Origin of the sequence: Kocuria marina (genome assembly GCF_000786655.1) — a bacterium.
Lineage (GTDB): Bacteria > Actinomycetota > Actinomycetes > Actinomycetales > Micrococcaceae > Kocuria > Kocuria marina_A.
The window spans coordinates 77,781-101,041 of the sequence record NZ_JROM01000045.1; the positions used below are offsets into that span (position 1 = coordinate 77,781).

Annotated in this window: 24 protein-coding genes; 17 read left to right on the forward strand and 7 right to left on the reverse strand. The window is 67.6% G+C overall.

What is annotated here, in order from left to right; genetic code table 11:
• The first annotated feature begins 137 nt into the window (after window positions 1-137).
• The 4 genes from AS25_RS10320 (at window position 138) to AS25_RS10340 (ending at window position 4,178) form a co-directional block, all read left to right on the forward strand.
• Window positions 138-698, forward strand: coding sequence for a hypothetical protein (locus AS25_RS10320; protein ID WP_035964892.1), 561 nt, complete (start codon window positions 138-140; stop codon window positions 696-698).
• Window positions 695-1,576 (forward strand): DUF4357 domain-containing protein, encoded by an 882-nt coding sequence (locus AS25_RS10325; RefSeq protein WP_035964893.1) that lies wholly within the window; start codon window positions 695-697, stop codon window positions 1,574-1,576. The genes AS25_RS10320 and AS25_RS10325 overlap by 4 nt, the downstream gene beginning before the upstream one ends.
• A gap of 392 nt (window positions 1,577-1,968) precedes the next feature.
• Window positions 1,969-3,192 carry an IS110 family RNA-guided transposase gene (locus AS25_RS10335; RefSeq protein ID WP_035964897.1) on the forward strand — a complete coding sequence of 408 codons (1,224 nt, stop codon included), beginning with the start codon at window positions 1,969-1,971 and terminating at the stop codon, window positions 3,190-3,192.
• A 173-nt stretch (window positions 3,193-3,365) separates the two neighbouring features.
• The gene (locus AS25_RS10340; protein WP_035964899.1) at window positions 3,366-4,178 is read left to right on the forward strand and encodes a GAF domain-containing protein; all 813 of its coding nucleotides are present in this window, start codon (window positions 3,366-3,368) and stop codon (window positions 4,176-4,178) included.
• A gap of 314 nt (window positions 4,179-4,492) precedes the next feature.
• Here the strand turns inward: AS25_RS10340 and AS25_RS10345 are convergent, their stop codons facing one another.
• From AS25_RS10345 to AS25_RS10360, 4 genes are all read right to left on the reverse strand, one after another.
• Window positions 4,493-5,362, reverse strand: a complete 870-nt coding sequence (locus tag AS25_RS10345) for a protein NO VEIN domain-containing protein (RefSeq protein ID WP_035964900.1) — start codon at window positions 5,360-5,362, stop codon at window positions 4,493-4,495.
• A 675-nt stretch (window positions 5,363-6,037) separates the two neighbouring features.
• Entirely contained in the window at window positions 6,038-6,367 is a 330-nt protein-coding gene (locus AS25_RS14310) for a DUF2087 domain-containing protein (RefSeq protein WP_156960954.1), read from the reverse strand.
• Between the two features lie 65 nt (window positions 6,368-6,432).
• Entirely contained in the window at window positions 6,433-7,905 is a 1,473-nt protein-coding gene (locus tag AS25_RS13870; protein ID WP_052160898.1) for an LGFP repeat-containing protein, read from the reverse strand.
• Between the two features lie 235 nt (window positions 7,906-8,140).
• Window positions 8,141-8,980 (reverse strand): arylamine N-acetyltransferase family protein, encoded by an 840-nt coding sequence (locus AS25_RS10360; protein WP_084118148.1) that lies wholly within the window; start codon window positions 8,978-8,980, stop codon window positions 8,141-8,143.
• Between the two features lie 129 nt (window positions 8,981-9,109).
• Here AS25_RS10360 and AS25_RS10365 point away from each other — a divergent pair, with 129 nt between their 5' ends.
• Together AS25_RS10365 and AS25_RS10370 are read left to right on the forward strand one after the other, a co-directional pair.
• Window positions 9,110-9,853, forward strand: a complete 744-nt coding sequence (locus tag AS25_RS10365) for a VldE C-terminal domain-containing protein (RefSeq protein WP_052160900.1) — start codon at window positions 9,110-9,112, stop codon at window positions 9,851-9,853.
• Between the two features lie 88 nt (window positions 9,854-9,941).
• Window positions 9,942-11,081 (forward strand): saccharopine dehydrogenase family protein, encoded by a 1,140-nt coding sequence (locus tag AS25_RS10370; RefSeq protein ID WP_035964905.1) that lies wholly within the window; start codon window positions 9,942-9,944, stop codon window positions 11,079-11,081.
• Here the strand turns inward: AS25_RS10370 and AS25_RS10375 are convergent.
• Both AS25_RS10375 and AS25_RS10380 read right to left on the reverse strand, forming a co-directional pair.
• A complete protein-coding gene (locus tag AS25_RS10375; protein ID WP_035964908.1) occupies window positions 11,059-12,189 on the reverse strand; it encodes a DUF808 domain-containing protein in 1,131 nt (376 codons plus the stop codon). The genes AS25_RS10370 and AS25_RS10375 overlap by 23 nt on opposite strands.
• Window positions 12,190-12,318: 129 nt before the next feature.
• Complete coding sequence (locus tag AS25_RS10380) at window positions 12,319-12,789, reverse strand: MarR family winged helix-turn-helix transcriptional regulator (protein WP_052160901.1); 471 nt, start codon at window positions 12,787-12,789, stop codon at window positions 12,319-12,321.
• A 295-nt stretch (window positions 12,790-13,084) separates the two neighbouring features.
• Between AS25_RS10380 and AS25_RS10385 the strand changes: the two genes are divergently transcribed.
• From AS25_RS10385 to AS25_RS10400, 4 genes are all read left to right on the forward strand, one after another.
• Window positions 13,085-13,591 (forward strand): carboxymuconolactone decarboxylase family protein, encoded by a 507-nt coding sequence (locus tag AS25_RS10385; protein ID WP_052160902.1) that lies wholly within the window; start codon window positions 13,085-13,087, stop codon window positions 13,589-13,591.
• A complete protein-coding gene (locus tag AS25_RS10390) occupies window positions 13,588-14,598 on the forward strand; it encodes a pirin family protein (RefSeq protein WP_035964909.1) in 1,011 nt (336 codons plus the stop codon). The genes AS25_RS10385 and AS25_RS10390 overlap by 4 nt, the downstream gene beginning before the upstream one ends.
• Before the next feature lie 45 nt (window positions 14,599-14,643).
• Complete coding sequence (locus AS25_RS10395) at window positions 14,644-14,991, forward strand: GNAT family N-acetyltransferase (protein ID WP_035964910.1); 348 nt, start codon at window positions 14,644-14,646, stop codon at window positions 14,989-14,991.
• A gap of 127 nt (window positions 14,992-15,118) precedes the next feature.
• Window positions 15,119-16,222 (forward strand): type I restriction endonuclease, encoded by a 1,104-nt coding sequence (locus AS25_RS10400; protein WP_035964911.1) that lies wholly within the window; start codon window positions 15,119-15,121, stop codon window positions 16,220-16,222.
• A gap of 35 nt (window positions 16,223-16,257) precedes the next feature.
• Here AS25_RS10400 and AS25_RS10405 read toward each other — a convergent pair whose 3' ends face one another.
• Window positions 16,258-16,863 (reverse strand): class I SAM-dependent methyltransferase, encoded by a 606-nt coding sequence (locus AS25_RS10405; RefSeq protein WP_035964912.1) that lies wholly within the window; start codon window positions 16,861-16,863, stop codon window positions 16,258-16,260.
• Between the two features lie 120 nt (window positions 16,864-16,983).
• Between AS25_RS10405 and AS25_RS10410 the strand changes: the two genes are divergently transcribed.
• The 7 genes from AS25_RS10410 (at window position 16,984) to AS25_RS10440 (ending at window position 23,241) form a co-directional block, all read left to right on the forward strand.
• Entirely contained in the window at window positions 16,984-18,315 is a 1,332-nt protein-coding gene (locus tag AS25_RS10410) for a DUF2254 domain-containing protein (protein WP_216594114.1), read from the forward strand.
• A gap of 167 nt (window positions 18,316-18,482) precedes the next feature.
• Window positions 18,483-19,094, forward strand: coding sequence for a hypothetical protein (locus AS25_RS10415; protein ID WP_035964913.1), 612 nt, complete (start codon window positions 18,483-18,485; stop codon window positions 19,092-19,094).
• 330 nt (window positions 19,095-19,424) lie between these two features.
• Window positions 19,425-19,727, forward strand: a complete 303-nt coding sequence (locus tag AS25_RS10420; protein WP_035964916.1) for an urease subunit gamma — start codon at window positions 19,425-19,427, stop codon at window positions 19,725-19,727.
• A 13-nt stretch (window positions 19,728-19,740) separates the two neighbouring features.
• Window positions 19,741-20,064, forward strand: a complete 324-nt coding sequence (locus AS25_RS10425) for an urease subunit beta (protein ID WP_035964919.1) — start codon at window positions 19,741-19,743, stop codon at window positions 20,062-20,064.
• Complete coding sequence (ureC, locus tag AS25_RS10430; protein ID WP_035964920.1) at window positions 20,061-21,788, forward strand: urease subunit alpha; 1,728 nt, start codon at window positions 20,061-20,063, stop codon at window positions 21,786-21,788. The genes AS25_RS10425 and ureC overlap by 4 nt, the downstream gene beginning before the upstream one ends.
• A 146-nt stretch (window positions 21,789-21,934) precedes the next feature.
• Window positions 21,935-22,420 carry an urease accessory protein UreE gene (gene ureE / locus AS25_RS10435; protein ID WP_035964922.1) on the forward strand — a complete coding sequence of 162 codons (486 nt, stop codon included), beginning with the start codon at window positions 21,935-21,937 and terminating at the stop codon, window positions 22,418-22,420.
• A complete protein-coding gene (locus tag AS25_RS10440; protein WP_035964923.1) occupies window positions 22,420-23,241 on the forward strand; it encodes an urease accessory protein UreF in 822 nt (273 codons plus the stop codon). Before ureE ends, AS25_RS10440 begins: the two co-directional genes overlap by 1 nt.
• Window positions 23,242-23,261 lie beyond the last annotated feature (20 nt).

The window sequence follows — 23,261 nt, forward strand, 5'->3', positions numbered from 1 at the left end:
GGCAGGTTTGCGTAGCACCCTTACAGGCAAACCCGGGTGCCCGAGAAGCGCAGTGCAGGACCTTGCACTTTCTGGTGCAGGGTGCTTCACTCGCGCAGATGCACCCCTGCGACCTGCACCGATGCGAGGACTGACCCGTGAACCTACTCACCACCGCGACCTGGAGCACCCTGGGCGGCGCCGCCCTCGGCGGCACCCTCCTCGCCAAAGACCAGACCAAATGGGCCGAGGTCGAGTCGTGGGCCGAGGAGCTCGCCGCTGAGGACCGCCAACAGCTCCTCAACGGCCAGCCCCTACCGACGATCCAGGAACCCCCGCAGCCGACACCACCGAACCTGCCCACCACGAAAACCTGGCTGCTGATACCACTGGCCGTCTGGTTCGTTCCGGCAGCACTGATCGCCATCATCATCGGAGCAGTCCTCAGCGCTGGGGAGACACCGGCAGCAGCAGCCCTCGGCGGCGCCTTCACGTTCGTCGTTGCCTCCATCCCCACCCTGGCGCTTGCGGTGATCATCGGCCTCATCCTCAAGGCGGCCCGGATGCGCCGAGCACAGCGCGCCACGCTGGAGCACCAGGTGCGGGCCGCCTACCACGACGTCTGGGCGTTGCGCGAAGACGCCCGTCATCAGCTCGCCAGCGGCGCCAAACCCGTGCGCTATCTCGAGGCCATCGGCCTGGACCCCCAGCAGCTATGACACAGCCAGAGGGCCCCACCACCGGGCACCCGCTGACCACCTGGGGCGCAGATCATCTCGAGCACACGGTCACGATCCGCACCGACGCACACGACGCCCGGCACATGAGGACCAGCGCCGGTCACGTCAGCGTCGTCGACGCCCATCGCATAGCCGCGGCACGGCTGGCCCGCTCGAATGCCCTGGATGCCTGCGCCGTCTGCCTCGTCGTCAACGACACCGCAGGCGTCGTCCTGCCCGCACAGGTGCACATCCTCAGCACCACCGACCCCACTTCTTCTCTCCTGGCCAGCCATGATGCTGGCTCGCCAGACTGGGCCCGAGTCCTGGTCGCCTCCCCGCTGCGTGGCACCTGGGCGGCGCACGAGGCCCAGCTCATGGCGACCGAGATCGCCGAACGAGCCGCACGAGCGAGCAGACTCCGAATCAGCGGATCACCAAGTCCGCCCCCGGGTCTATCGCTGTCCACCCGCCATGCCTCCGAACTGCACGACATCGCCGCTCTCACTGAAGCGGCAGGCCTGCCCCTCCTCAGCTCACCCGCCCAGCGCGAACTCACGCACACACCGCTGTTGCACCTGTGCGACCTGCCCGACACCACCCAAGCGACAGCCTCCCCCCAAGGCATCCTCATCCACGCCGGCACTGTCCTCGAGGACCTCGAACCCAACGGCACCCACACCGTCGAAATCGGATACCGCCGGATCGCACTGCTACAGATGGGAGTGCTTCAAGGCACGGGCCGCGAGCTGGAGTTCGTGCGAGATCACCTCTTCGAGGACCCCAGCTCCGCAGCTGCGCTCATCCGCGGGCGTCCGACGAACGGATGGGCCTCATGGCTGGACTGCGCGGGAAGGGCCCTGCGCGAACTGATCTGATAATGCGGGGCATCAACGCAGCACGAGGCCTCAGAGGCACAGCGTCCGGTCACTGATGTCCGCCCAGATCTCCCGTGCCGTCGGGTGCTGCAGGCGAGCCTCAAAGCACTCGCCCCTGTCCGCCGCGCCCGCGTCTGCCCCGTTACCTTTTCGGCGGCGCCTGGATCGATCAGGATGAGCAGGTGCCGGCCAGCCGGTCCTCGGCATGATCGTTGCCCCCAGTCGCACTCATGATCCGGGGGGTGTTGTCACCGAGGACCGGTCTGGTGATCACAGATCGCTGATAGAGGCGGGAGCTCTTCTTCGGGAGGGCCTTTGTAACGTGGATGCCGAGCGTGATCACCTCTGAGCTGGCCAGCACGACCATGGCCTAGCTGCCCAGGAGGAACGCCATGACCACCCCAGCACCGGCCGTGTACATCGGCCTGGACGTCGGCAAGTCCGATCACCACGCCGTCGCCCTCACCAGCAACGGCGAGACGGTCTACGACAAGGCCCTGCCCAACGACGAGACTCGCCTGCGAGCCATCCTCGACGAACTCTTGAAGACCCATGGGCCCGTGCTGCTTGTCGTCGATCAGCCGGCCACGATCGGTGCCCTTCCGGTCGCCGTGGCCCAGTCATGTGCCGGTGTTGAGGTGGCGTATCTGCCGGGACTGGCCATGCGCCGGATCGCGGACCTGCACCCCGGCTCGACCAAGACTGATGCCCGTGATGCCGCGATCATCGCCGAAGCCGCACGGACCATGCCCCACACCCTGCGAGCCATCCGTGTCGATGATGAGCAGATCGCCGAGCTGGCCATGCTCGCCGGGGCCGACGATGACCTCGCCGCGCAGATCACCGCGGCCTCGAACCGGCTGCGCGGGCTGCTCACCCAGATCCACCCCGCCCTGGAACGGGTGCTGGGGCCCAGGATCACGCACCCGGCGGTAGCGGATCTGCTGGGCCGGTACCCGACTCCGGGCAAGCTCAAGACCGCTGGGCCCGGGCATGTGCGTGCCCGGCTGCGCAAGCACGCGCCCCGACTGGCCAGCTCCTTGACGGAGGAGATCTTCGAAGCCCTGGCCCAGCAGACCGTGGTCGTGGCAGGTACTGAGGCTGCGGTCACCGTGGTGCCGATTCTGGCCGAGCAGCTGGCAGGGCTGATCCATCAGCGGGCAAGGCTGGCCATCCAGGTGGAGGCTGTGGTGGAGGCCCACCCTCTTCATCCGGTCCTGATCTCGATGCCCGGGGTAGGGGTCAGGACCGCTGCACGGATTCTCACCGAGGTCGTGGGCAAGGACTTCGCCGATGCCGGGCACCTGGCCTCCTACGCCGGCATCGCTCCCGTCACCCGACGATCCGGGTCCTCGATCCGTGGTGAACACGCACCCCGCGGAGGCAACAAGCGCCTCAAGCGAGCCCTGTTCCTCTCGGCCTTCGCCTCCTTGCATCACCCGGCCTCGAGGGCGTACTACGACCGCAAGAGGGCCCAGGGCAAGCGCCATAACCAGGCACTGATCGCTCTGGCCCGGCGGCGCACCGACGTGCTCTACGCGATGCTGCGCGATGGCACCCTGTACGAAGACCCGACCACGCCTTCGGTGCCGTCGTCAGTCGCTCTGGCGGCTTGACGAAAACCATAGAGGCACCCCCCCCAACTGTCACCTGATCGTGCGGCAGTCCCGACGCTCAGGGCCCAGACGTCGCAGGACGGCGATTCGGTGCAGGCGTTGCTGGTCCTCGTGCGCACCCTGACGGACCGGCTTGGCTGAGTGCGGCTTTGGAAGCGCAGTAAGTTGAATGCATGAACAAGATTCGCTGGCTGCAGGTCGGCACCGTCGCGCTGCCGGCGCTGGCGACGCTTGGCTTTGGCGAGCTCGAAGCGCCGGGCGAGCACCCGTGGCAGGTGATAGGCCTCGCCCTGGTGTTCCTGGCTGGCATCTGGTGCGTCGCGGTACGCCATAAACTCCAGGACGCCGAGAAGAAACGGGAGAAGGCCGAGCAAGACCGATTGACTGAGGAGGCGAGAGTCGAACGGGAGTGGCTTGAGGGCGAGTACCAAGCGCGCCTCAGCACCCAGACCACTCTCATCGACGAAGTGAGCGCCAGTGTTGGCGGGCTTCTCGACGTCCTCGCACGCCTAGTTCGCGAATCTCCTGCATCGCGGGCTCACCAGCTCCTGCCGACTCAGCAACAGATCGTCGTCGAGCTGCTAAAGGTGCTCCGCGTTCATCACGAACGAGGCCGTGCCACGCTGTACGTGCCGCACGAGGATGGGAGGCTGTCACCGGCCACCTGCAGGGGCCGGCACGATCGGGCGCGCGACTTCGAGCCGGACACGCCGCGCGGCGAGGCCGTATGGGACTTCCTCCGAAACGGACCGCCACTTATTTGCAACGACGTGGACGACGAGGATGAACTGCCGGCAGGCTGGGAAGGCACCGGCTCCGACTACAAGGCCTTCGTTTCTTGCCCCATCGTGGTCAACTCCGACATCTACGGCATGCTCACCTACGACGTGCCGGACGCTGGCACCTTGCAGAAGAGCGACGCCGATGTGGTCATGATCTACGCCGCGGTGGCGGGGCTTGCTTCCCGTGTCGTTGAGGGCCGCTAGACTTCAAACTGTGGGGAGGAGCAGGACATGAACAGCAGCTATGGCATCAGCTCCCGGAACGGAGTGGTTTCCGCCAAGCGAGTGACCCCTTTCGTCCGGTCTGTCCAATCCGGCCGGTCGGGCACGTATGTCACCAAGAGCGCTTCGACGGGCCGGACTGTCGCCCAAGGCAAGAGCGCTTCGACGGGCCGGACTGTCGCCCAAGGCAAGAGTGGATCCACGTCTCAGGACAAGCGCAACTAACTCCATAATCTTGAACCGCTCGGCCCCTGGTGATCACATCACCAGGGGCCGAGCCGCATTCGTGGGTGGCCCTATGAGTCGCTGGCTTCTTCCCAGTGGAATGCCGTGGTCGGCGGGGCATTCCATCGGTATTCGATGGCTTGGAGGTCTTCCTCGGCCGGGCACCACTGCCGAAGTGTGAACTCCGCATTGCTGTCGTCGAGCTCACCGTTGTCGGTGAACCGTAGGCCGCTGAGGATCCCGATGATGCACTCACCGGGGTGCTGCCGGGCGTGGGTTACTTCCCCGGCGGTCACGGTGACGGTGGTGCCGTTGGATTGAGTGCCCTTGGCCTCCAGGTACAGGGTCTGGCCGTTCTTCCGAGCGATGGCGTCGTAGGGGCCGTCGAAACGGACGTCCTCGACGTCCCAGCCACGGTCGCGGTAGTAGGTCTCCAACCGGTGCTGGGCGGCGTCTTCAAGGGCCTTCCGACGTTGGCGATCCATGACTCGCCCTTGTTCAGGGGCCTCGAGGAGAGCCTGCTCTTCGGTGGCCGTGCGCCCGGTTCCGGCGGCGAGCATCGCATCCTGCTCAGAGGTGTCGTGATAGGTGAGTTCTACGCGGTGGCGGGGCAGGGAACGACCGATCAGGGCCTCATGCACCGGGTGCCCTGCAGGTAGGACATGTCCTTGCAGGGCTCGGCGCCGAACGCCGTTGGCCTGGAATTCCGGACCGACGTCTTCGATCCCGGTGATCGCGGCCACGAGCACGATCTCTCCCTGCCGCGAGAAGGTGGCGATGCGCTCTTCCTCGACCCGGCTCCCGAATCTCCAGATCCCCCGGTTGTTCGCCCAGATTTCCTCGGGGTCGGCCTCCGGTACCCATCCGTGCCACGGACGTCCTCCCCATGACTCCAGCGGGTCTTCGGGGCGCTTGTTGGACAACGAAAAGTTGATAGCCACCGGATCTCCTTGAAAGGTCACCACACCTGATCGAGGCACGTGCCCCTTTGTCGACAAGTCTATGTTCCCAAGCGCGACCGCGCGCGGTAGACCGTGGCAGTTCTGGCAGGCCGCCATGGCCTCCACTGAATCCGAGGTCAGACACGTCCTCAGTGGCGTCCGGTCGGTGATTGAAGTGCGGCCGTCCCTTTCGCTTGTGGACCTCGGGCATGTCTAGGCGGAGATTGTCATCGGGGACTGATGCACGATTATGTGTCAGTTGGGCACGGCCCCACCGTCACCGGCCCAGGTGTGGAGATTCTCATGGTGCTCACCGCTCGAAGCCCACTTCCCGACACTCCCAGCGGGCCGGGGCGAGCCATTGTCGACGCATCAGTCTGACTGCCTCCGCCCGACGCCTCCGATCGACGGTGTACAAAACCGGGCCTCGTCCCTGTACAACTACCGGGAATCTGGGCCCTGGATCCGCCTGCTGGCAGGTTTCGTGAACCACCCACCGCAAGAAGTCCCGTTCGACCGGAAGGTCGGGCGGGACTTCGTCATTCGCGGGGCCGGTCCAAGGCAACCGTTATCCGGCGCTCCCCACCGGACGGCTCCGTAGAACCGAAGCCGACGGAGACCGCGGGAACCCTCCGTATCGATGGTGCGGCCGGCCCCTCGCGCCGCGGCCCCCGCTCAATCCTCGGTCAGTTCGTACCGGGTCCCGTCCGGAGCGCGCCTGAGCACTCCCATGTCCACGGCGTGCCGGCGGAAGAACGCGGCGTCGAGCACGAACATCCGCAGCCGCTCGTTGAGCGCGGACTCCGCGACGGCTTCCCCGGGGCGCACGACCCGCCGGGCCACCGCGGCCACGACGTCGTCGACCCAGCGCACGGGCAGGCCCGGCACGCTGCGGATCAGATCCGCGCGCTGGCCGAGAAACTGCAGGCGCCGGTCGTGTCCCTGCGCGGGGACCGGGGCATCTCGCCCTCGTCCGGACCAGGGGTGCAACGTCCCGGGTGGCACGCCCCAGGTGGCACGCCCCGGACGTACGGTGGTTGCCGTGAGTCCGGGACACCGGTCGGGTACCGCTACCCCCGACTCACCGTGACCTTGCCGGTGGAGCGGTGCCACGTGGCCACCACACCGCGGGAAAAGCGCTGGGCCATACCGCCGGAGACGGCGTACTCGTCGGTCGCGGGGTACCCCCACGCGTGTTCGTGCCCGGCCTTCTGCCAGGCCGTACCGATCCCGCCGCTGAGCTTGATCACGCGGGTGCCCGTGGCCGGGGAGTACATGGCGCGGTAGCGGGCGTTGCCGTTGCGGAAGTCCTGGTAGGCGCCGCCGGGGATCTTGCGCTCCGCCATTACGGGATAGCCCCACCCGCGCTCCAGACCGGCAGCCTTGTAGGCGTTACCGATGCCGGTCCCCCACTTCACGGGGTGGGCGCCGGTCGCGGGGCTCCAGTAATACGTGTAGTTCTTCGTGAAGCCCTGGTAGACCCCGCCCGCGCGGCCCGTGGGCTTCTCCGCCGACGTCGGTTGCCCGTATGTCCCCATCCCGCCCGTGGCGACGTAGTCGGTCCGGATGGCCCCGCGCAGCCAGGACGTCTGAGGGGTGCCCAGTGTGGCGGTCTGGCCCGTCGTCGTCGGTGCGGGCGGCAGCGTGGCCAAGCCCTGGGCGATCAGGCCCACGATGTCGTAGTCGTCGTGGTCGTAGCCCTGCAGGGTCTTGAGGGAGGTGCGGGTGAACCCGTCCGCCCGGAACCGCTTCATGCCCTGGGCTGCGGCGGCGGACGCGGACCACGTGGGCGGGTTGGTGCTTCCGACCACGTCCTTGGTCCCGGCGTGCCACGTGATCGGGAGGGAGCGCACCGCGGCACTCGGCGCGGTCTGCATGCCGCTGGCACCGCCGCCGCCGATGATTGTCGCACCGCCGCCACGGATCCAGTTCTGCCGATCGGCCAGCAGCTCGTACGTGATGAACTCCGCGCCACCCGAGTAGCCGGCGAGCCACACGCGGGAGGTGTCCAGGTCGTAGGTCTTCACGAGGCTGTCCTTGAGCGCGCGAAAGTAGTCGCCGTTGCCGTCCGCGTCCTCCCACCACGTGATGCCGTTGGGCTTGAGCTTGTGGTCCGGGGAGATGGGGACCACCAGGATCATGTTCTTCTTGCGGGCCTGAGCGGCCAGTGCTGTGAGCGCGGTCCCTTGGGGGCTGTGCACCCAGGTCTCGCCGGGGTTGTCGTAGTCGCCGCCCAGGTAGAACAGCACACCCACGGCCTTCGAACGGTCGATGCCGTTCGTGTAGATGTGGTAGCTCGAGTTCTTGCCCGCGGCCTTGAAGGGTTTGTGATGGGCGGTCGCGGGAAGGGCGGGGGCCTGAGCCGCGTGCACGGGCGCCTCGGGAACCCGCGGCGCGGTCCGGACCGCGGGAACCGCGGGAGCGGCCACTGCGGGAGCGGCGTTCGCCGGGGCCAGGAGTGACGGGGAGAGCGCCAACGGGGACAGCGCCGTGACCACGGCGAGGGCCGCCGCGGGCACCACGGAGGAACGGAAGAAACGCATGGGGGGCTGCTTTCTACATGGGGGGGGTATTCAGTTGTGGCCCGCTCGGTCAGCTCATTCCGGGCGCAGCACTGGCAGAGCATCGGGGGAAATGCTCAGCCAGGTGAAGATCATGCCATCGGCGTGATGGAATTTTGCGAACGCGAAGCCCGTGCCGCGTTAATTTTTGGTGTCCCGGCCGCTCGCAGCCGTCGCCCCCACGACTGGCCGCCTGCGGCCGCCGGTCCCGCCCCGATCAACCCCTCATCCGGGTCACGACGTCGGTGAGCTGCGCGTCTTCCTCCTCGGTGATCCGCACGCCCAGATCCCGGACCTCGGTCACGATCTCCGGGGCCGTCAGTTCCCGCTGCCGGGTCGGCCGCCCGGGGGTGCGCACGGTGGTGCCGTGTTCGGTCACAGTCACGTGGCCCCGCGGGGTGTGCTTCATGACCATGAGGTGATGGCGGAATATGGACTCCGCACCGGTCGAGGTCTGCAGGTGGCCCATCCGCACGTCCGCGGGGTGGATGGTGGACTCGTCCAGCACGTGTTCCATGGCCCCGTCCCGCTCGAACGACCACACGGGCCAGCCCTCGTCCGTGACCCGCCCGATCGAGAAGGTGCGGTCCCCCTCCACGCGGCGAGCGCCGTCGTGCAACGGGATGGGACCCGTGATGCTGAAACCGAACCCGGGATCGCACAGGTAGCGTGTGCCGGCGAGGTTCACCATCACGGTCATGTGGGTGCGGGGGCTGTCGAACGAACGCACGCGGCCCAGGGCGCGGCGCACGGTGAAGCCCAGCGTTTCCAGAACGGCCGCGAACAACTGCGAGTGCTCGAAGCAGTACCCGCCGCGGCGGCGTCGGACGAGTTGGTCCTGCACGGTCGCCAATTCCACCCCGGGATGCCGTCCGAGCAGCACCTCCACGTTGCTGAACGGGAACGTGAAGACATGGGCGCGGTGCAGCCGTTCGAGCAGGCCCAGGTCCCGCGGGGCGGCGGCGAGCTGCGCGGCGTCGACGTCCAATGCCGCGAGGTAGCCAGGGACGTCCACGTCCTCGATCCGCCACGGGGACACGGGGCGTTCGTTCATCATGACCTCCGGGGGCACGGGAGCGGGCCGGTACGCAGGGCGCGGCAAGGTTGACCCGGCATCATGGTGACACACGACCGCGCCCCGATAAGGACCCGTCATGCACCCGCACACCACGTCCCCGTCCGCCTCATGAGCCGCGCTCCGGGACGCGCCGTCGGCTGGACGTTGGGTCTGCTCGTGGTGCTGGCCCTCGTGGTGGGTGCCGTGTGGGCCGGTTCGGGACCGCTGCGTTCGATCGTGTCGAGTGCCCCTCCCGCACTGGGCAGGGCGGTATGCACCGTGACCACGCAGGACGGGGACGTCCCTCTGACCCGCGAGGAGGCCAAAGCCGCGACCACCGCCGTCGTGCGCGGTGCGGACGCCTCCGCGGTACCCGGCGTGGAGCCGACTGTCATGGAGCGTCTCACGCACGGCCCGCCCGACGACGCCGGGCCCAGCCTGCGCTGCCGCGGGCACAGCAACGAGGGACTCCAGGCGCAGGAGATCACCCCCTCCGGGCTGACGCCCCGGGCCGAAGCGGTCCGGGACGCGATGATCGAGGTCTTCGGCCCCCTGAGCCTCGGCGGTTACGCCCCGGGCGGTGTGGGCCACGGACATGGCGAGAATTCCACGCACTACGACGGGCGCGCCGTCGATGTGTTCTTCCGCCCCGTGACGGAGGAGAACCGCCGGCAGGGGTGGCAGCTCGCGCACTGGCTCGTGGCCCACGCCGAGGACCTGGACGTCCAGTACGTGATCTTCGACGACATGGTCTGGGGTTCGCGCTCCCCCGCCGGGCGCTGGCACCCCTACAACGCGCCGCCGCCCGCGAACGAGATCCTGCGCCACCTGGACCACGTGCACGTGGACGTGGTCCGCGGGGAGCCCGCGTAGTCGTCGCGCACTCCGGCTCCGTCCCGTAACGTGACGAATCAGCCCGCACGACATCCGTTGCGGTCCGTCCCAGCGCAGGAGGACACCCATGAACGCTCACGTGGTGGTTTTCGGAGCCACCGGATACACCGGCCGCCTGGTGGTCGAGTCCCTCGTGGAAAGGGGAGTCCGCCCCGTCCTGGCCGGGCGCCGCGAACGGCCCCTGAACCAGCTGGCCTGCACGCTGGGCGGCCTGGACGTGCGGACCGCGGACCTGGCCGAGCCCGATTCCGTCCGCGCGCTGGTCTCCGAGGGGGACGTCCTGGTCACCACCGTGGGTCCCTTCGAGCGACTCGGGGACGTGGCCGCGGACGCCGCCGCGGCCCAGGGTGCCCACTACCTGGACTCGACGGGTGAGGTGGGCTTCGTGCGTCGACTCCAGAAGCGCTATCCCGCCGCCGCGTCCGACGACGCCGCTGCGCCGGGTGATGCGCCCCGCGGCACCATGCTGCCCGCATTCGGTTACGACTACGTGCCCGGGATCCTCGCAGGATCCCTGGCTCTGGAACGCGCCGGGGACCGCGCCGAGACCCTGCGGGTGGGCTACTTCGCCCCCGGGGCGGGCCCTACCGGGCTGAGCGGCGGGACCATGACCACCATGCTCGAAGAGCTGAGCAAACCGTTCCTGGTGTGGCGTGATCACCGGTGGCAGAAGCCGGGGCGGATACCGCGGCAACACACGTTCACGGTAGACGGGGCGAAGCGCAGTGCGGTGATGGTCCCCGGGAGCGAGATCGTGTTCCTGCCGGACGCGTTCCCGAAGGTTGCGAACATCGAGGTGTTCAACGGGTGGTTCTCCGCGCCGGGGCCAGTCATGAAGGCTACGCTGCCCGTGATGGCCGTGGCCGGTTCCTCGTCCCTGGCCCGCAAGGCGCTCGGCAAGGGCATCACCGCCCTGACCGGGTCCGAGGGCGGGCCGAGCGCGAGTGAGCGGGCGAAGTCGTCCTCCCTGGCCATAGCAATGGTCACCGACTCCCGGGGCGAGACCGTGTCCGAGGTCCATGTGGCGGGTCCCAACGTCTACACGCTCACGGGTCACCTCTTGGCGGCCGGGGCGGAGCACGTGCTCAAGGACCGTTCACGGGCGCGCGGGGTGGTGGGCCCGCTGCAGGCCTTCGGCATGGAAGGCCTCGTGGAGCTGTGCGCTTCGGCGGGGTTGCGGGAGGTCAGCCCCGGGGCGGCTCGCTGAGCGCGGTCGAGCCGCCGTCCTCATGGGAGTTCTTCGAGGACGGCGCCCCGGTCGCCGAGACCCCGGACGACGGCGCTCCGGGCACCGCGGCGACGTCCCCCCGGTGGCCGGACGCGGCGTCGGCGGCGTCCGAGGACTGACGATTGGCGGCGTCGGAGGAGTGAGCGGCGTCGTCACCGTGCTTCTTGCCGAAGGGCAGCACGTGGACGATGCCCACGATGATGGAACCCCACACGATGCCGAGCACCAGCGCGCAGAACGTCTCCACGAGCCACGCGAGCGCGGGGCCCACCCCGGCCACGTGGTGCACGGACTCGCCCAGGTGGTGGACCCAGTCGTACACGGGGGTGAACCCGAGGTCGGCCATGCCCACCAGGATGATGTGTCCGCCCACCCACAGCATGGCGAAGACACCCACGATCGAGATCACGGACAGCACCGTGGGCATGGCCTTGACCAGGCCCCGCCCGAACTTCTGGGCGCCCTCGGAGTCCTTCTGGGCCAGGGCCAGGCCGATGTCGTCCATCTTCACGATCAGGGCCACGACGCCGTAGACGAGCACCGTGATGACGATCGCCACCACGATCAGGATGAGCGTGCGGGACAGGAACGGCTCGTGGGAGACCTCGTTGAGCGCGATCACCATGATCTCCGCGCTGAGGATCAGGTCCGTGCGGATCGCCCCGGAGGTGATCTTCTTCTCCGCCTCCGGCCCGCGGTTCGCGGCGGGTTCGTCGGGAGCGTGGTCCTTGTGGGACAGGTGCTCGATCACCTTCTCCGCGCCCTCGAAGCACAGGTACGTCCCGCCCAGCATCAGCAGCGGCGTGAGCAACCACGGCGCGAACTGGCTCAGGATCAGGGCCACCGGCAGGATGATCAACAGCTTGTTGCGCAGGGAGCCGATCGCGATCTTCTTGATGATCGGCAGTTCCCGCTTGGGGTTCACGCCCTGCACGAATCGCGGGGTCACCGCGGTGTCGTCGACGACGACGCCCGCGGCCTTGGCGCTCGCACGCCCCGCCGCGCCGGCGACGTCGTCCACACTCGCGGCGGTCAACTTCGCGAGTGCCGCGATGTCATCCAGCAGCGCAGCCAGTCCAGCGGCCATCAGGCTCCCTCAATCCTTGTGCTCAGCCATCTCGATCAAGGACAAGCGTAAAGGGTGCCGCGGCCCGGGCGAACCACGAGCGGTATCGTCCCACGCCCGGGGTAGTTCGAACCTCGCTCGCCTGGACCGCTACGCGCGATCCAGGCCGCTGCGGTGCAGATCGGCCATCGCCTGGGCGACCACGACGGCGCGTTCCGGACCCAGGACGTCCACGAACGTGGCGGTCATCGTCTCGGCCACGAGATCACGGACCTTTCCGGCCGTGGTGCGACCCTCGGCGGTGAGCTCGAGGTAGACGACGCGCCGGTCCTCGGGACACGGAGCGCGCTGGACCAGACCGCGCTTGGTGAGCCGGTCCGCGACCTTGGTGAAACCGCCGGTGCTGAAGGCCACCTGCCGGGCCAGTTCGGCCATGGACATGCGCCGTTGTGGGCTGCGGATCAGCCGCAGCAACGCCTCGGCCTCGGCGGCGTCCAAGTCGTACGCCCGGGCAATCGTCCGGTGCAGGTTCTTGTTGGTGACCTGGAACCCCTCGATCACCTGGCCCCACAGGGTCACGGGGTCCACCGCCTGGGCAGCGGTGTCGGTGTGCGCGGTCATGATCTCCCCTTTCAAGCCCTTAGAACTCGTTGAGCTGAGGGGTGATTTTACCTCGCCTCGGAAACATTTGTCTAAGAATCTTCTTGCGCAGCCATCTCCAGCCTTGCACCCTGCCCCGCACCCTTGAGCGAACCCCGACCGCAAGTTAGTCTTGCGAGGAAGATATTTCCGTTCAAACCAGTTGATCTCCACCCGGACCGCCCCGTCGCATCCCGGACCCGCGCCGGGTGGCCGCGACAGCAGCGTCGTCGACCCCGGCGAATACAGTCGGCGCACGAAACCACGAGGAGCCGCCATGCCCGAGCAGGACCGTTTCTTCCTGGACAAGTCCGACCCCTCCAGCTGGCGGGCGGTCAACGCCTTCTCCCGCAAGGTCGGTGCCGCTGCTGAGGATGCGGGCATCCCCGCCTCGGTCGTGGAGCTGGTCAACGTGCGGGTGTCCCAGCTCAACGGGTGCGCGTTCTGCCTGGACCTGCACGTCCGCAAGGCCGAGGCGGCCGGGGTGACCGCGCAGCAACTCGCCGTGCTCCCCGCATGGCGTGACACCGCCCTTTTCGATGCCGTGGAACGGGCCGCCCTGATCATCGCCGAAACGGCCACCCTGTTGCCCGACGAGAACACGCGGCACGCCGAGCAGGCCGCGGCCCGGGAAGCACTGAACGACGAGCAGTACTCCGCCCTGCAGTGGACAGCGATCGCGATCAACGCCTTCAACCGGATCTCCATCCTGTCCGGACACCCCGTCCGTCCCCGTAAGGCCGCGTCCACCGGCGCGACCATGAGCACCGGAGGTGCGCGATGACCAACCTGGAACGCAACCCGCAAGAGGTCCTGTGCACCGAGGCGATCGGGGCCGGCGCGGCCCTGCTGACCCCGCGGGACGTGCCCCTGGGCGGCCCGCGCGCGATGACCGTGCGCCGCACCCTGCCCCAGCGCCATCGAAGCCTCATCGGCGCGTGGTGCTTCCTGGACCACTACGGCCCCGATCCCGTGGCGGACACCGGGGGCATGTCCGTGGCGCGCCACCCCCACACCGGGCTGGCCACGGTGAGCTGGTTGTTCACCGGCGGCATCTCCCACCTGGACTCCGCTGGATACAGCGCGGACGTGCGCCCTGGGGAGGTCAACCTCATGATCGCCGGGCGCGGGATCTCCCACCAGGAGTTCTCCACCCCGGACACCACCACCCTGCACGGCGTGCAGCTGTGGTACGCCCTGCCGGACGACACCCGCCACATGGCACCGACCTTCGAGCACTACACGCCCGAGCCCGTGAAGAGCCACGGCGCCGAGCTGCGGATATTCATCGGTGAGCTGGCCGGGTCCACGTCCCCCGTGAACACGTACACACCCCCGCTGGTGGCCGCCGAGATCCTCATGGAACCGGGAGCGGAACTGAAACTGGACCTGGACCCGTCCTTCGAGCACGGGGTCCTGGTGGACACCGGGGACCTGAGCCTGAACTCGGCGCCGGTTCCCGAGGACCATCTGGCCTACCTTCCCACGGGGCGGGACAGCATGGTCCTGACCGCCGGTGAGAAGCCCGTGCGGGCCATGCTCCTGGGCGGGGAGCCCCTGGGGGAACAGATCGTGATGTGGTGGAACTTCGTGGGCCGCACCCACGAGGAGGTCGTGGCCTACCGCGAGCAGTGGCAGGCCGAGATCGACGCCGAACCGGCCCCCACCCCGGAGTCCGGAACCTACTCGGACGGGACCCCGTACCCGCGCTTTGGTCCCTTCCCCGACGGTCAGCCTGCCCCGCTGCCGGCCCCGACCCTGCCCACCGTCACCCTGCGTCCCCGCGGCTGAGCCCGCCCGATCCCACTCCCGTCCGATCCCACCCAGGGGAGTCTTGTGGAAACCGAATCCGACATCACCGTCCGCCACAACGCCGACGGGCGCCGCTACGAACTCCTCGACGGTGACGCGGTCATCGGCGAGGCGCACTACCTGCCGTTCGACGGCGCCGACGAGCCGCAGCGGATCTTCTACCACACGACCGTCGACGACGCTTACAGCGGTCAGGGTCTCGCGTCCAAGCTCGCGCGGGGGGCCTTGGACGGCACCATCGCCGACGGGAAGACCATCGTCCCGGTGTGCCCCTACATCAAGTCCTGGCTCGGCAAGCACGACGACTACCAACCCCACGCGACACCCGTCCGCCCGGAGCACCTGCAGGCGTTGTCGGGGATGAATCGGTAATCATGCACGGCGCGTCCCGCTGAATTGGAACGGCGGGTCAGTAGGGTGGATCCAATTCAGGAAGTGCATAATCGCCCCCCCCGGCGTGACACTTGCACTGTTTGATTTCCCTCACCCGGAGGAACTCATGGAATTCACGGAACGCCTGGCCGCTCTTGCAAACAAGGTCGCGCATCAAAAGGATGCACTCCAAACGGAGGAAGCCACCAAGAACGCATTCGTCATGCCCTTCATCTCCACGATCCTGGGATACGACGTGTTCAACCCCTCCGAGGTGGTTCCGGAGTTCACGGCGGATGTCGGCCTGAAAAAGGGCGAGAAGATCGATTACGCGATCGTCCAGGACGGGCAAATCCAGATGCTCATCGAGTGCAAGCACGTGGGGTCACCGCTTTCACTCGAGCACGCTTCGCAGCTGTACCGGTACTTCGCCGTCACGAACGCTCGCATAGCCATTCTGACGAACGGGGAGAAGTACCACTTCTACACCGACCTCGATGCGCCCAACCGCATGGACGACAAACCGTTCCTCGTCCTGGACCTGCTCGACATCGATGCCACGTTGATCCCGGAACTGCTCAAGCTGAGCAAGACGGAATTCGATCTGGATTCCATCATCAACGCTGCCGGCGAGTTGAAGTACGTGGGGCAGATCAAGCGAGCCATTGCGGCTCAGTTCAAGGAGCCGTCCGACGATTGGGTCCGGTTCTTCACCAACCGGGTTTACGAAGGTGCGTTCACTCAAAAGGTGCGCGAACAATTCACGCCGCTGGTGAGCAAAGCGTCCCAGCAATTCCTCAACGAACAGGTCAACAATCGCCTCGCCACCGCTCTGGGCGCGAGCTCGGTGCCCCCGTCGATGCCCTCCGGCGACGACGTCACGGAAGAGGTCACCAGTCGGGAGGAAGCCGAACGCGATCTCGAGGAGAGCCAGGACGACATCGTCACCACGGCGGATGAACTCACCGCGTTCAACATCGTCCGTGCGATCGTCTGCGATCGGGTCGACATGTCTCGGGTGACCTATCGGGACGCGAAGTCATACTGCGCGGTTCTATTGGATAACAACAACCGCAAGACGATTGCCCGCCTGCATTTCAACAGAAGCCGCAAGTACGTGGGCCTTCTCGACGAGAACAAGGTGGAAACGCGCCACGGGATCGACGCCCTTGAGCAGATCTACGGATTCAGCGACGCCTTACGCGAAACGGTGGACCGCTTCAACGGTTGATCCGGGGCCACTCGTTCACGGAATGCGGCCGCGACTCACTTCGCGGCGGCGCCCAGCACGGCCACAAGGAAATCGCTGTCCGGGGACCAGGGGCGTACGTCCCACCCCGCCAGGGTGAGTTGCGGTGTGAGACCCTCCGCAGCGGCGTCGGCGAAGAACTCCTCGGCGGAGTAGCCGCGCCCCGCGCCGAAACCGACCACCGCGCGGCCGTCCCGACCCAGGTGGCTGCGGAAGCCGCGTAGCACGTCCCGCCGGGTGCTTTCCGCGAGGAAGGTGACCACGTTGCCCGCGCACACGATGACGTCGAAGGGGTCTCCGAGGTCCATGTCGGTCAGTACGGCGAGATCGGCCACGCGATACTCAGGGCCCGGGTAGTCCTGCCGGGCGGCGTCGATCAACTCGGGATCCACGTCCACCCCGACCATCCGATGCCCGGCCGCGTGCAGGTACCCGGACAGCCGCCCCGCTCCGCACCCGGCATCCAGGATGCGAGCGCCGCGGGGAACCATGGCGTCGATGAGCCGGGCCTCCCCCACGATGTCCTCACCGCGCGCGGCCATGGTGCGGAACCGTTCGATGTACCACTGGGAATGCCCGGGGTTCCGAGCCACCTGGGCAAGCCACTTGTTCTGTTCCGTCATGGGGCCAGGCTATCGAAGTGCCGCCCCCTTGCCCGGGCTCCGCGTGCCCGCCTCCGTGAACGGACTGGGTAGGCTGACGATCGGCAGGCTCGTCGGCGAACAAAGCTCGGAGGACAGACAGTGGCTGGACGTGGAGGCGTCTCGTGGCGGCTGCGCCTCGCGGCGCTGCGGTACCGGTTCGAGGAGAGCCTGTTCCTCTACCCCGCCATCATCATGCTGGGCGGGATCGTATTGGCGATCATCGCGACGTCCGTCGATCACGCCCTGGGGTACGACACCCACGTGCCGTTCACGTTGGAGATGAGCAGCAACGCCGCCACGTGGTTGCTGGCCACCGTGGCCGGGGCGATGATCACCACCGTGGGCGTGGTGTTCTCCCTGACCGTGGTCAGCCTGCAATTGGCCAGCAGCCAGTTCTCCCCACGGGTCATGCGGTCCTTCATCCGGGACCGGCTGAGTCAGCGCGTGATCGGTCTGCTCGTGGCCACCTTCTTCTACTGCGTGCTGGTGCTGCCCAGTGTCAGCGGGGAGACCACGGTCCCTGCTCCGAGGGTGTCGCTGACGCTCGCCGTGGTGCTGACGCTGATCACCGTGATCGGCATCATCGTGCACCTGGACCACCTGGCCCACGGGCTCCAGGTGGGCAACGTGGCCCGGGTCATCGCGGACGAGGGAGAGAAGGTGGCCGCCGCACTCGACGAAGTGCCCTCCGGGATGCGTGAGGTCGACCCCCGGGACTTCCACGATGCCCCCGACGACGCCGCAGTCATTTCCGCCACGCGCAGCGGATGGATCAGTCAGGTGGACATCCGCCAGCTCCTCGCGGCCGCCTCCCCCAGCACCACCGTGCGCATGGGCACCCGCGTGGGTGCTTACATCCACGCGGGTGAACCCCTGTTGACGGTGTGGCCCCGCCCCTCGGCCGCCAGCAGGAAGAGTCTCACCGGGTCGATCGGCGTGTCCGACATGCGCACCACGCTCCAGGACGTCGACTTCTCCATCCGGCAGCTCGTGGACATCGGGCTGCGTGCCCTGAGTCCGGCCGTGAATGACCCCACGACCGCCGTGGAAGTCATCCTCCGGCTGGGGAGTCTGATGCGGACATTGCTCATCACTCCCCTTCCACCCCCGGCGTTGCAGGACGGATCCCGCCGGGTACTCGTCCAGCCCTGGAACCTCTCCCATGAGGAATACATCGCCCACGCCTTCGATCAGCTCCGGCAGACGTGCCTCGACCAGCCGGACGTGGCCGCCACCATGCTGCGGGTGCTGCGGATGCTGATCACCCACCTGCGGAACCAGGGGCACCCCGATCTGGTTCCGGCTCTGCAGCGACAGATGCAACTGCTGCTCGACGGACTCGAAGCGCAGAAGGACATGCATCCCGAGGACCTTCGCCGCCTCCGCTCCCTGACCTCCGACCACACGGATCCCGCCGACCACAGTCGGTGACCCGCCCCCGCCGGACGCCGCACCTCCGGTGCCTTGTGCTTACTCAGACGTAACATTCGCGTCGGATCACCGCATGTGCGAGTGCAAAGTTATTCTCTCCCTCATCGACTGTCTCGGCGGCAGCTCCGCGGGCTGCATCCCATGTCCCCTCGACCGGAAGGTTCACTATGAAGATCTCGGCTCAACTGCTGGCCGTACCCGTCCTGCTCCTTGGACTCACCGCGTGCGCGGGATCCGGCGACGCACCCGCGAGCGCCCCCACGGCGCCGAGCGTGGAGCCCGCAGTTGCCGAGACCACGCAAGCCCAGCCCACTCCGGGCCTGTCCGAGCGGGGGAACCTGATGAAGCGCGTGGGCGAATCCTCGTCCATCACCATCAACGGTCAGGAGAGCACCCCGGTCGTGAATTTCGTGGTGAACAGGATCGAGGTGGACCCGAAGTGCAGCACCAGTTACGCACAGAAACCCGAGAACGGGCACTTCGTGACCCTCGATGTGTCCGCTGAGACCGGACCGAGGGAACAGTTCCAAGAGGCCTTCTACGGCACTGATTACATGTTCAATCCGCACGAATGGAAATTCATCACTCCGGCCGGGACCACGGCGAACTCGGTGGCATCAGCCGCGTCCTACATGTGCTTGCCCGATGCAGAGCGGATCCCGGAGATGGGGCCCGCCGAGCGTGCGACCGGCAAGATTGTGTTGGACGTGCCCGCGAAAACGGGAACCCTGGTCTATGCGCCCGGTTTCGTGGACCAGGCCTGGGAGTGGAAGCTGTAGGCTCCATCCTTCGTGATGCCCGCGCGTAGCGAACGCGCCACGACCACTGCACGACGACGACGCCCGGGTTCCGCACACGAAGCCCGGGCGTCGTCGTACCCGCGGAGCGCACCCAATGCGGCGTCGGGCACTGCGCGGCGTCGTCGACCGGGCCCGGCGACCTGTGCCACTCGGGCACCTCCGCGCGCAGGCCCGGACGGCTCCCGGGCAACTCCTAAGAACACGACGGAGCACTACGGGGTGTGTTTTCACACGTCAGGCGTAGCATGCCGATTGTTAGGTAGTCTTCTTTCCCTGCCGGACGTCCTTCTGACCATCCTTGGAGCCGCAATGCACCTGATCCCTCGCGAGCAGGAGAAACTGCAGATCGTCGTCGCCGCGGACCTCGCACGCAGACGCCAGGCCCGGGGCCTGAAGCTCAATTACCCGGAGGCCGTGGCGATCATCAGCTACGAACTGATCGAGGGCGCCCGGGACGGCCGCACGGTGGCGGACCTCATGAGTTGGGGGACCACCATCCTCGGCCGGGACGACGTCATGGAGGGTGTGCCCGAGATGATCTCGGACGTCCAGGTGGAGGCCACCTTCCCGGACGGCACCAAGCTCGTCACCGTCCACACCCCCATCCGATAGGCAGGAGACTCCCATGATCCCTGGCGAATACGTCCTGGCGGACACCCCCGTGGTGTGCAACGAGGGCCGCGACACCGTGGAGCTGGACGTCACCAATACCGGTGACCGCCCGGTGCAGGTGGGTTCCCACTTCCATTTCGCGGAGACCAACCCGGCGCTGCGCTTCGATCGCGACGCCGCTCGCGGCTTCCACCTCGACATCCCCGCCGGCACGGCGGTGCGTTTCGAACCGGGGGACAAGAAGACCGTCCGCCTGGTGGCGATGGCCGGTGACCGTGCCGTGTTCGGATTCCGCAACGCCGTCAACGGCCCCCTGGGCAGTGAGGAACGCGCATGAGCTTCGAGATGTCCCGGCAGCAGTACGCCGGCTTGTACGGTCCCACCACGGGGGACGCCGTCCGACTCGCGGACACGGACCTGTTCCTGGAGGTGGAGAAGGACCTCACGAGTCACGGAGACGAAACCGTGTTCGGCGGCGGGAAGGTCATCCGCGACGGGATGGGTCAGGACGGCAACACCGTCCGCGACGGTGCCCCCGGTGACCTGGCCGTGGCGGACACCGTGATCACGAACGTGATCGTCCTGGACCACACCGGGATCTACAAGGCGGACGTGGGTCTGCGGGACGGGCGGATCCTGGCGATCGGCAAGGCCGGCAACCCCAACATCATGGACGGCGTGGAGGTGGTGATCGGTCCCGCGACCGAGGCCGTGGCCGGTGAAGGGCGCATCCTCACCGCCGGGGGCCTGGACACCCACATCCACTTCATCAGTCCGGACCAGTTCGCCACAGCCCTGAACTCGGGGATCACCACCATGATCGGCGGCGGCACCGGGCCCGCGGAGGGCACGAAGGCCACGACCATCACGCCCGGGTCCTGGAACCTCGCGAACATGCTGCGCGCCGTCGAGAACTTCCCCATGAACGTGGGCCTGCTGGGCAAGGGGCACGCGAGCGCGGTGGAACCGCTGGCCGAACAGATCAAGGCCGGGGCCATCGGACTGAAGGTGCACGAGGACTGGGGCGCCACGCCCGCGGCGATCGACAACTCGCTCAAGGTGGCCGACCACTACGACGTGCAGGTGGCCATCCACACGGACACCCTGAACGAGGCCGGGTTCGTGGAGGACACGATCCGGGCAATCGACGGGCGGGTCATCCACACGTACCACACCGAAGGTGCCGGCGGTGGCCACGCCCCGGACATCATCAAGATCGCCGCGTTCCCCAACGTCCTGCCCGCCTCCACGAACCCCACGTTGCCGTTCACGCGCAACACGGAGGAGGAGCACCTGGACATGCTCATGGTGTGCCACCACCTCAACCCGGACATCCCCGAGGACGTGGCGTTCGCGGATTCGCGCATCCGCCCGGAGACGATCGCCGCGGAGGACGTGCTGCAGGACATGGGCATCTTCTCCATCACGAGTTCCGACTCCCAGGCCATGGGCCGCGTGGGGGAAGTGATCCTGCGGACGTGGCAGGTCGCGGACAAGATGAAGAAGCAGCGCGGCAAGCTGGACGGTGACACCGAGCGCGGCGACAACTTCCGGCTCAAGCGCTACATCTCCAAGTACACGATCAACCCCGCGCTCGCCCACGGTGTGAGTGACTACGTGGGCAGCGTGGAGGTCGGGAAGTTCGCGGACCTGGTGTTGTGGGAACCCGCGTTCTTCGGCGTCAAGCCGTTCATGGTGTTCAAGGGCGGGCAGGTGGTCTCCTCCCTCATGGGCGATTCCAACGGGTCCATCCCCACGCCCCAGCCCATGACCATGCGCGGTTCGTTCGGCGGGTTGGGTTCCGCGGTGCACTCCTCCTCCGTCACGTTCATGTCCCAGGCGGCCGTGGACGCGGGCGTCCCGGAGCAGCTAGGTCTGCGGAAGACCGTCAAGGCGGTCCACGGCATCCGGTCCCTGCGCAAGTCCGACCTCGCGTTCAACGGCGAGACCCCCGAGCTGGACGTGGACCCCGAAACCTACGAGGTGCGCGTGGACGGCGAGAAGGTCACGTGCGAGCCCGTGGACGTGCTCCCCATGGCCCAGCGGTACTTCCTGTTCTGAACCCACGCGGCCGCCGGCAATCCGCTGACGACGGTGCTCGGCGGGCACCCGGCGCCGCCAACCAGTCGTTACGGGCCCGTCGTTGCCGCCCTGGCACCGGCACCCCGAACAACCATTCCCGACACGTTCCCGACAAGGAGGATCTCGTGATCGTCGACCGCGTCCTGGGCAACCTGGCCGATCTGTCCCCCTCCGAACGGCAGGGGCTGCACGTGGAGAAGGTGGTGCTGCCCAGTTCCGACCTCGTGAAGCGGATCCAGCGCGTGACCACGGATCACGGCCGCACCCTGGGGTTGCGCCTGGACAGTCCGCGCGGCGCGGCCGGCGACCTCCAGGACGGAGACATCCTGCTCCGGGACGAGCGCGGCGTCGTCGTCGTGTCCGTCGAGGCCACGGACGTGCTCGTGATCGCCCCGCGCACCATCACCGAGATGGGCATGACGGCGCACGGGCTGGGCAACCGGCACCTGCAGGCCCAGTTCTTCGACTCGTCCTCCGAATACGGCGCAGAGGTCATGGTGGTGCAGTTTGACCACACGGTGACCCAGTACCTGGACGAGCACGGCGTGCCCTACGAGCGGCAGGAGCGCGTGATGCCGGTCCCGTTCCGCCACGCGGAGCATACGCACTAATGACCGGGGACGCGCAGGACTGGGCGGGTTCCCTGTTGCCGCTGCTGCAGATCTGCGATTCCGCGCTGCCCACGGGGGCGTTCGCGCACACGTTCGGCATGGAGACCTACCTGGAACGCGGCACCGTGTCGGACCAAGCGAGCTTCCAGGACTGGCTCGAACGTTTCCTCGACCACCAGCTCGTCTACGCGGACGGTCTGGCCGTGCGGCTCACCGCGGAGTTGTTCGCGGGGACGACGGCGAACGGAGCCTCGGCGGGCACGGCACCTTCCGCGCTGGCGGCCGCCGATGGCGCGGCGTCGCCCGCGGATCCCCCCGCAGCCCCGGCGGACGCGACACCCGACTCCGATATCGACGCCGGCCTCGTCCAACTCGACGCCCTCCTGTTCGCCCAGGCCCTCCCGGCCCAGGTGCGACAAGCCGGGCTGACCATGGGACGCCGGCTGCTCGAGATCGGCACGCTGTCCCTACCCGGCCCGGGACTGGAACGCTACGCCCGCCTCGTGGCGGAGGGGACGTGCCACGGCCACCAGGCGATCGTGTTCGCGCTGATCGGGGTGGACCACGGTGTGCCCCCGGCAGCGGTCACGCAGGCGTTCCTGTTCTCCACCCTCACCTCGCTGACCCAGAACGCGGTGCGCGGGATCCCCATCGGGCAGAACGCGGGCCAGCGCACCCTGGGAGCACTGCGCCCCCGGGTCGCGGCCGCATGGGAGCGCATCTCCACGCTGGACATGTCCGATCTGGGCGTGGTCTCCCCGGGGTTGGAGATCGCCCAGATGCATCACGAAACCCAACGTGCGCGCATGTTCATGAGCTGAACCGCGCCACCGAACGTACG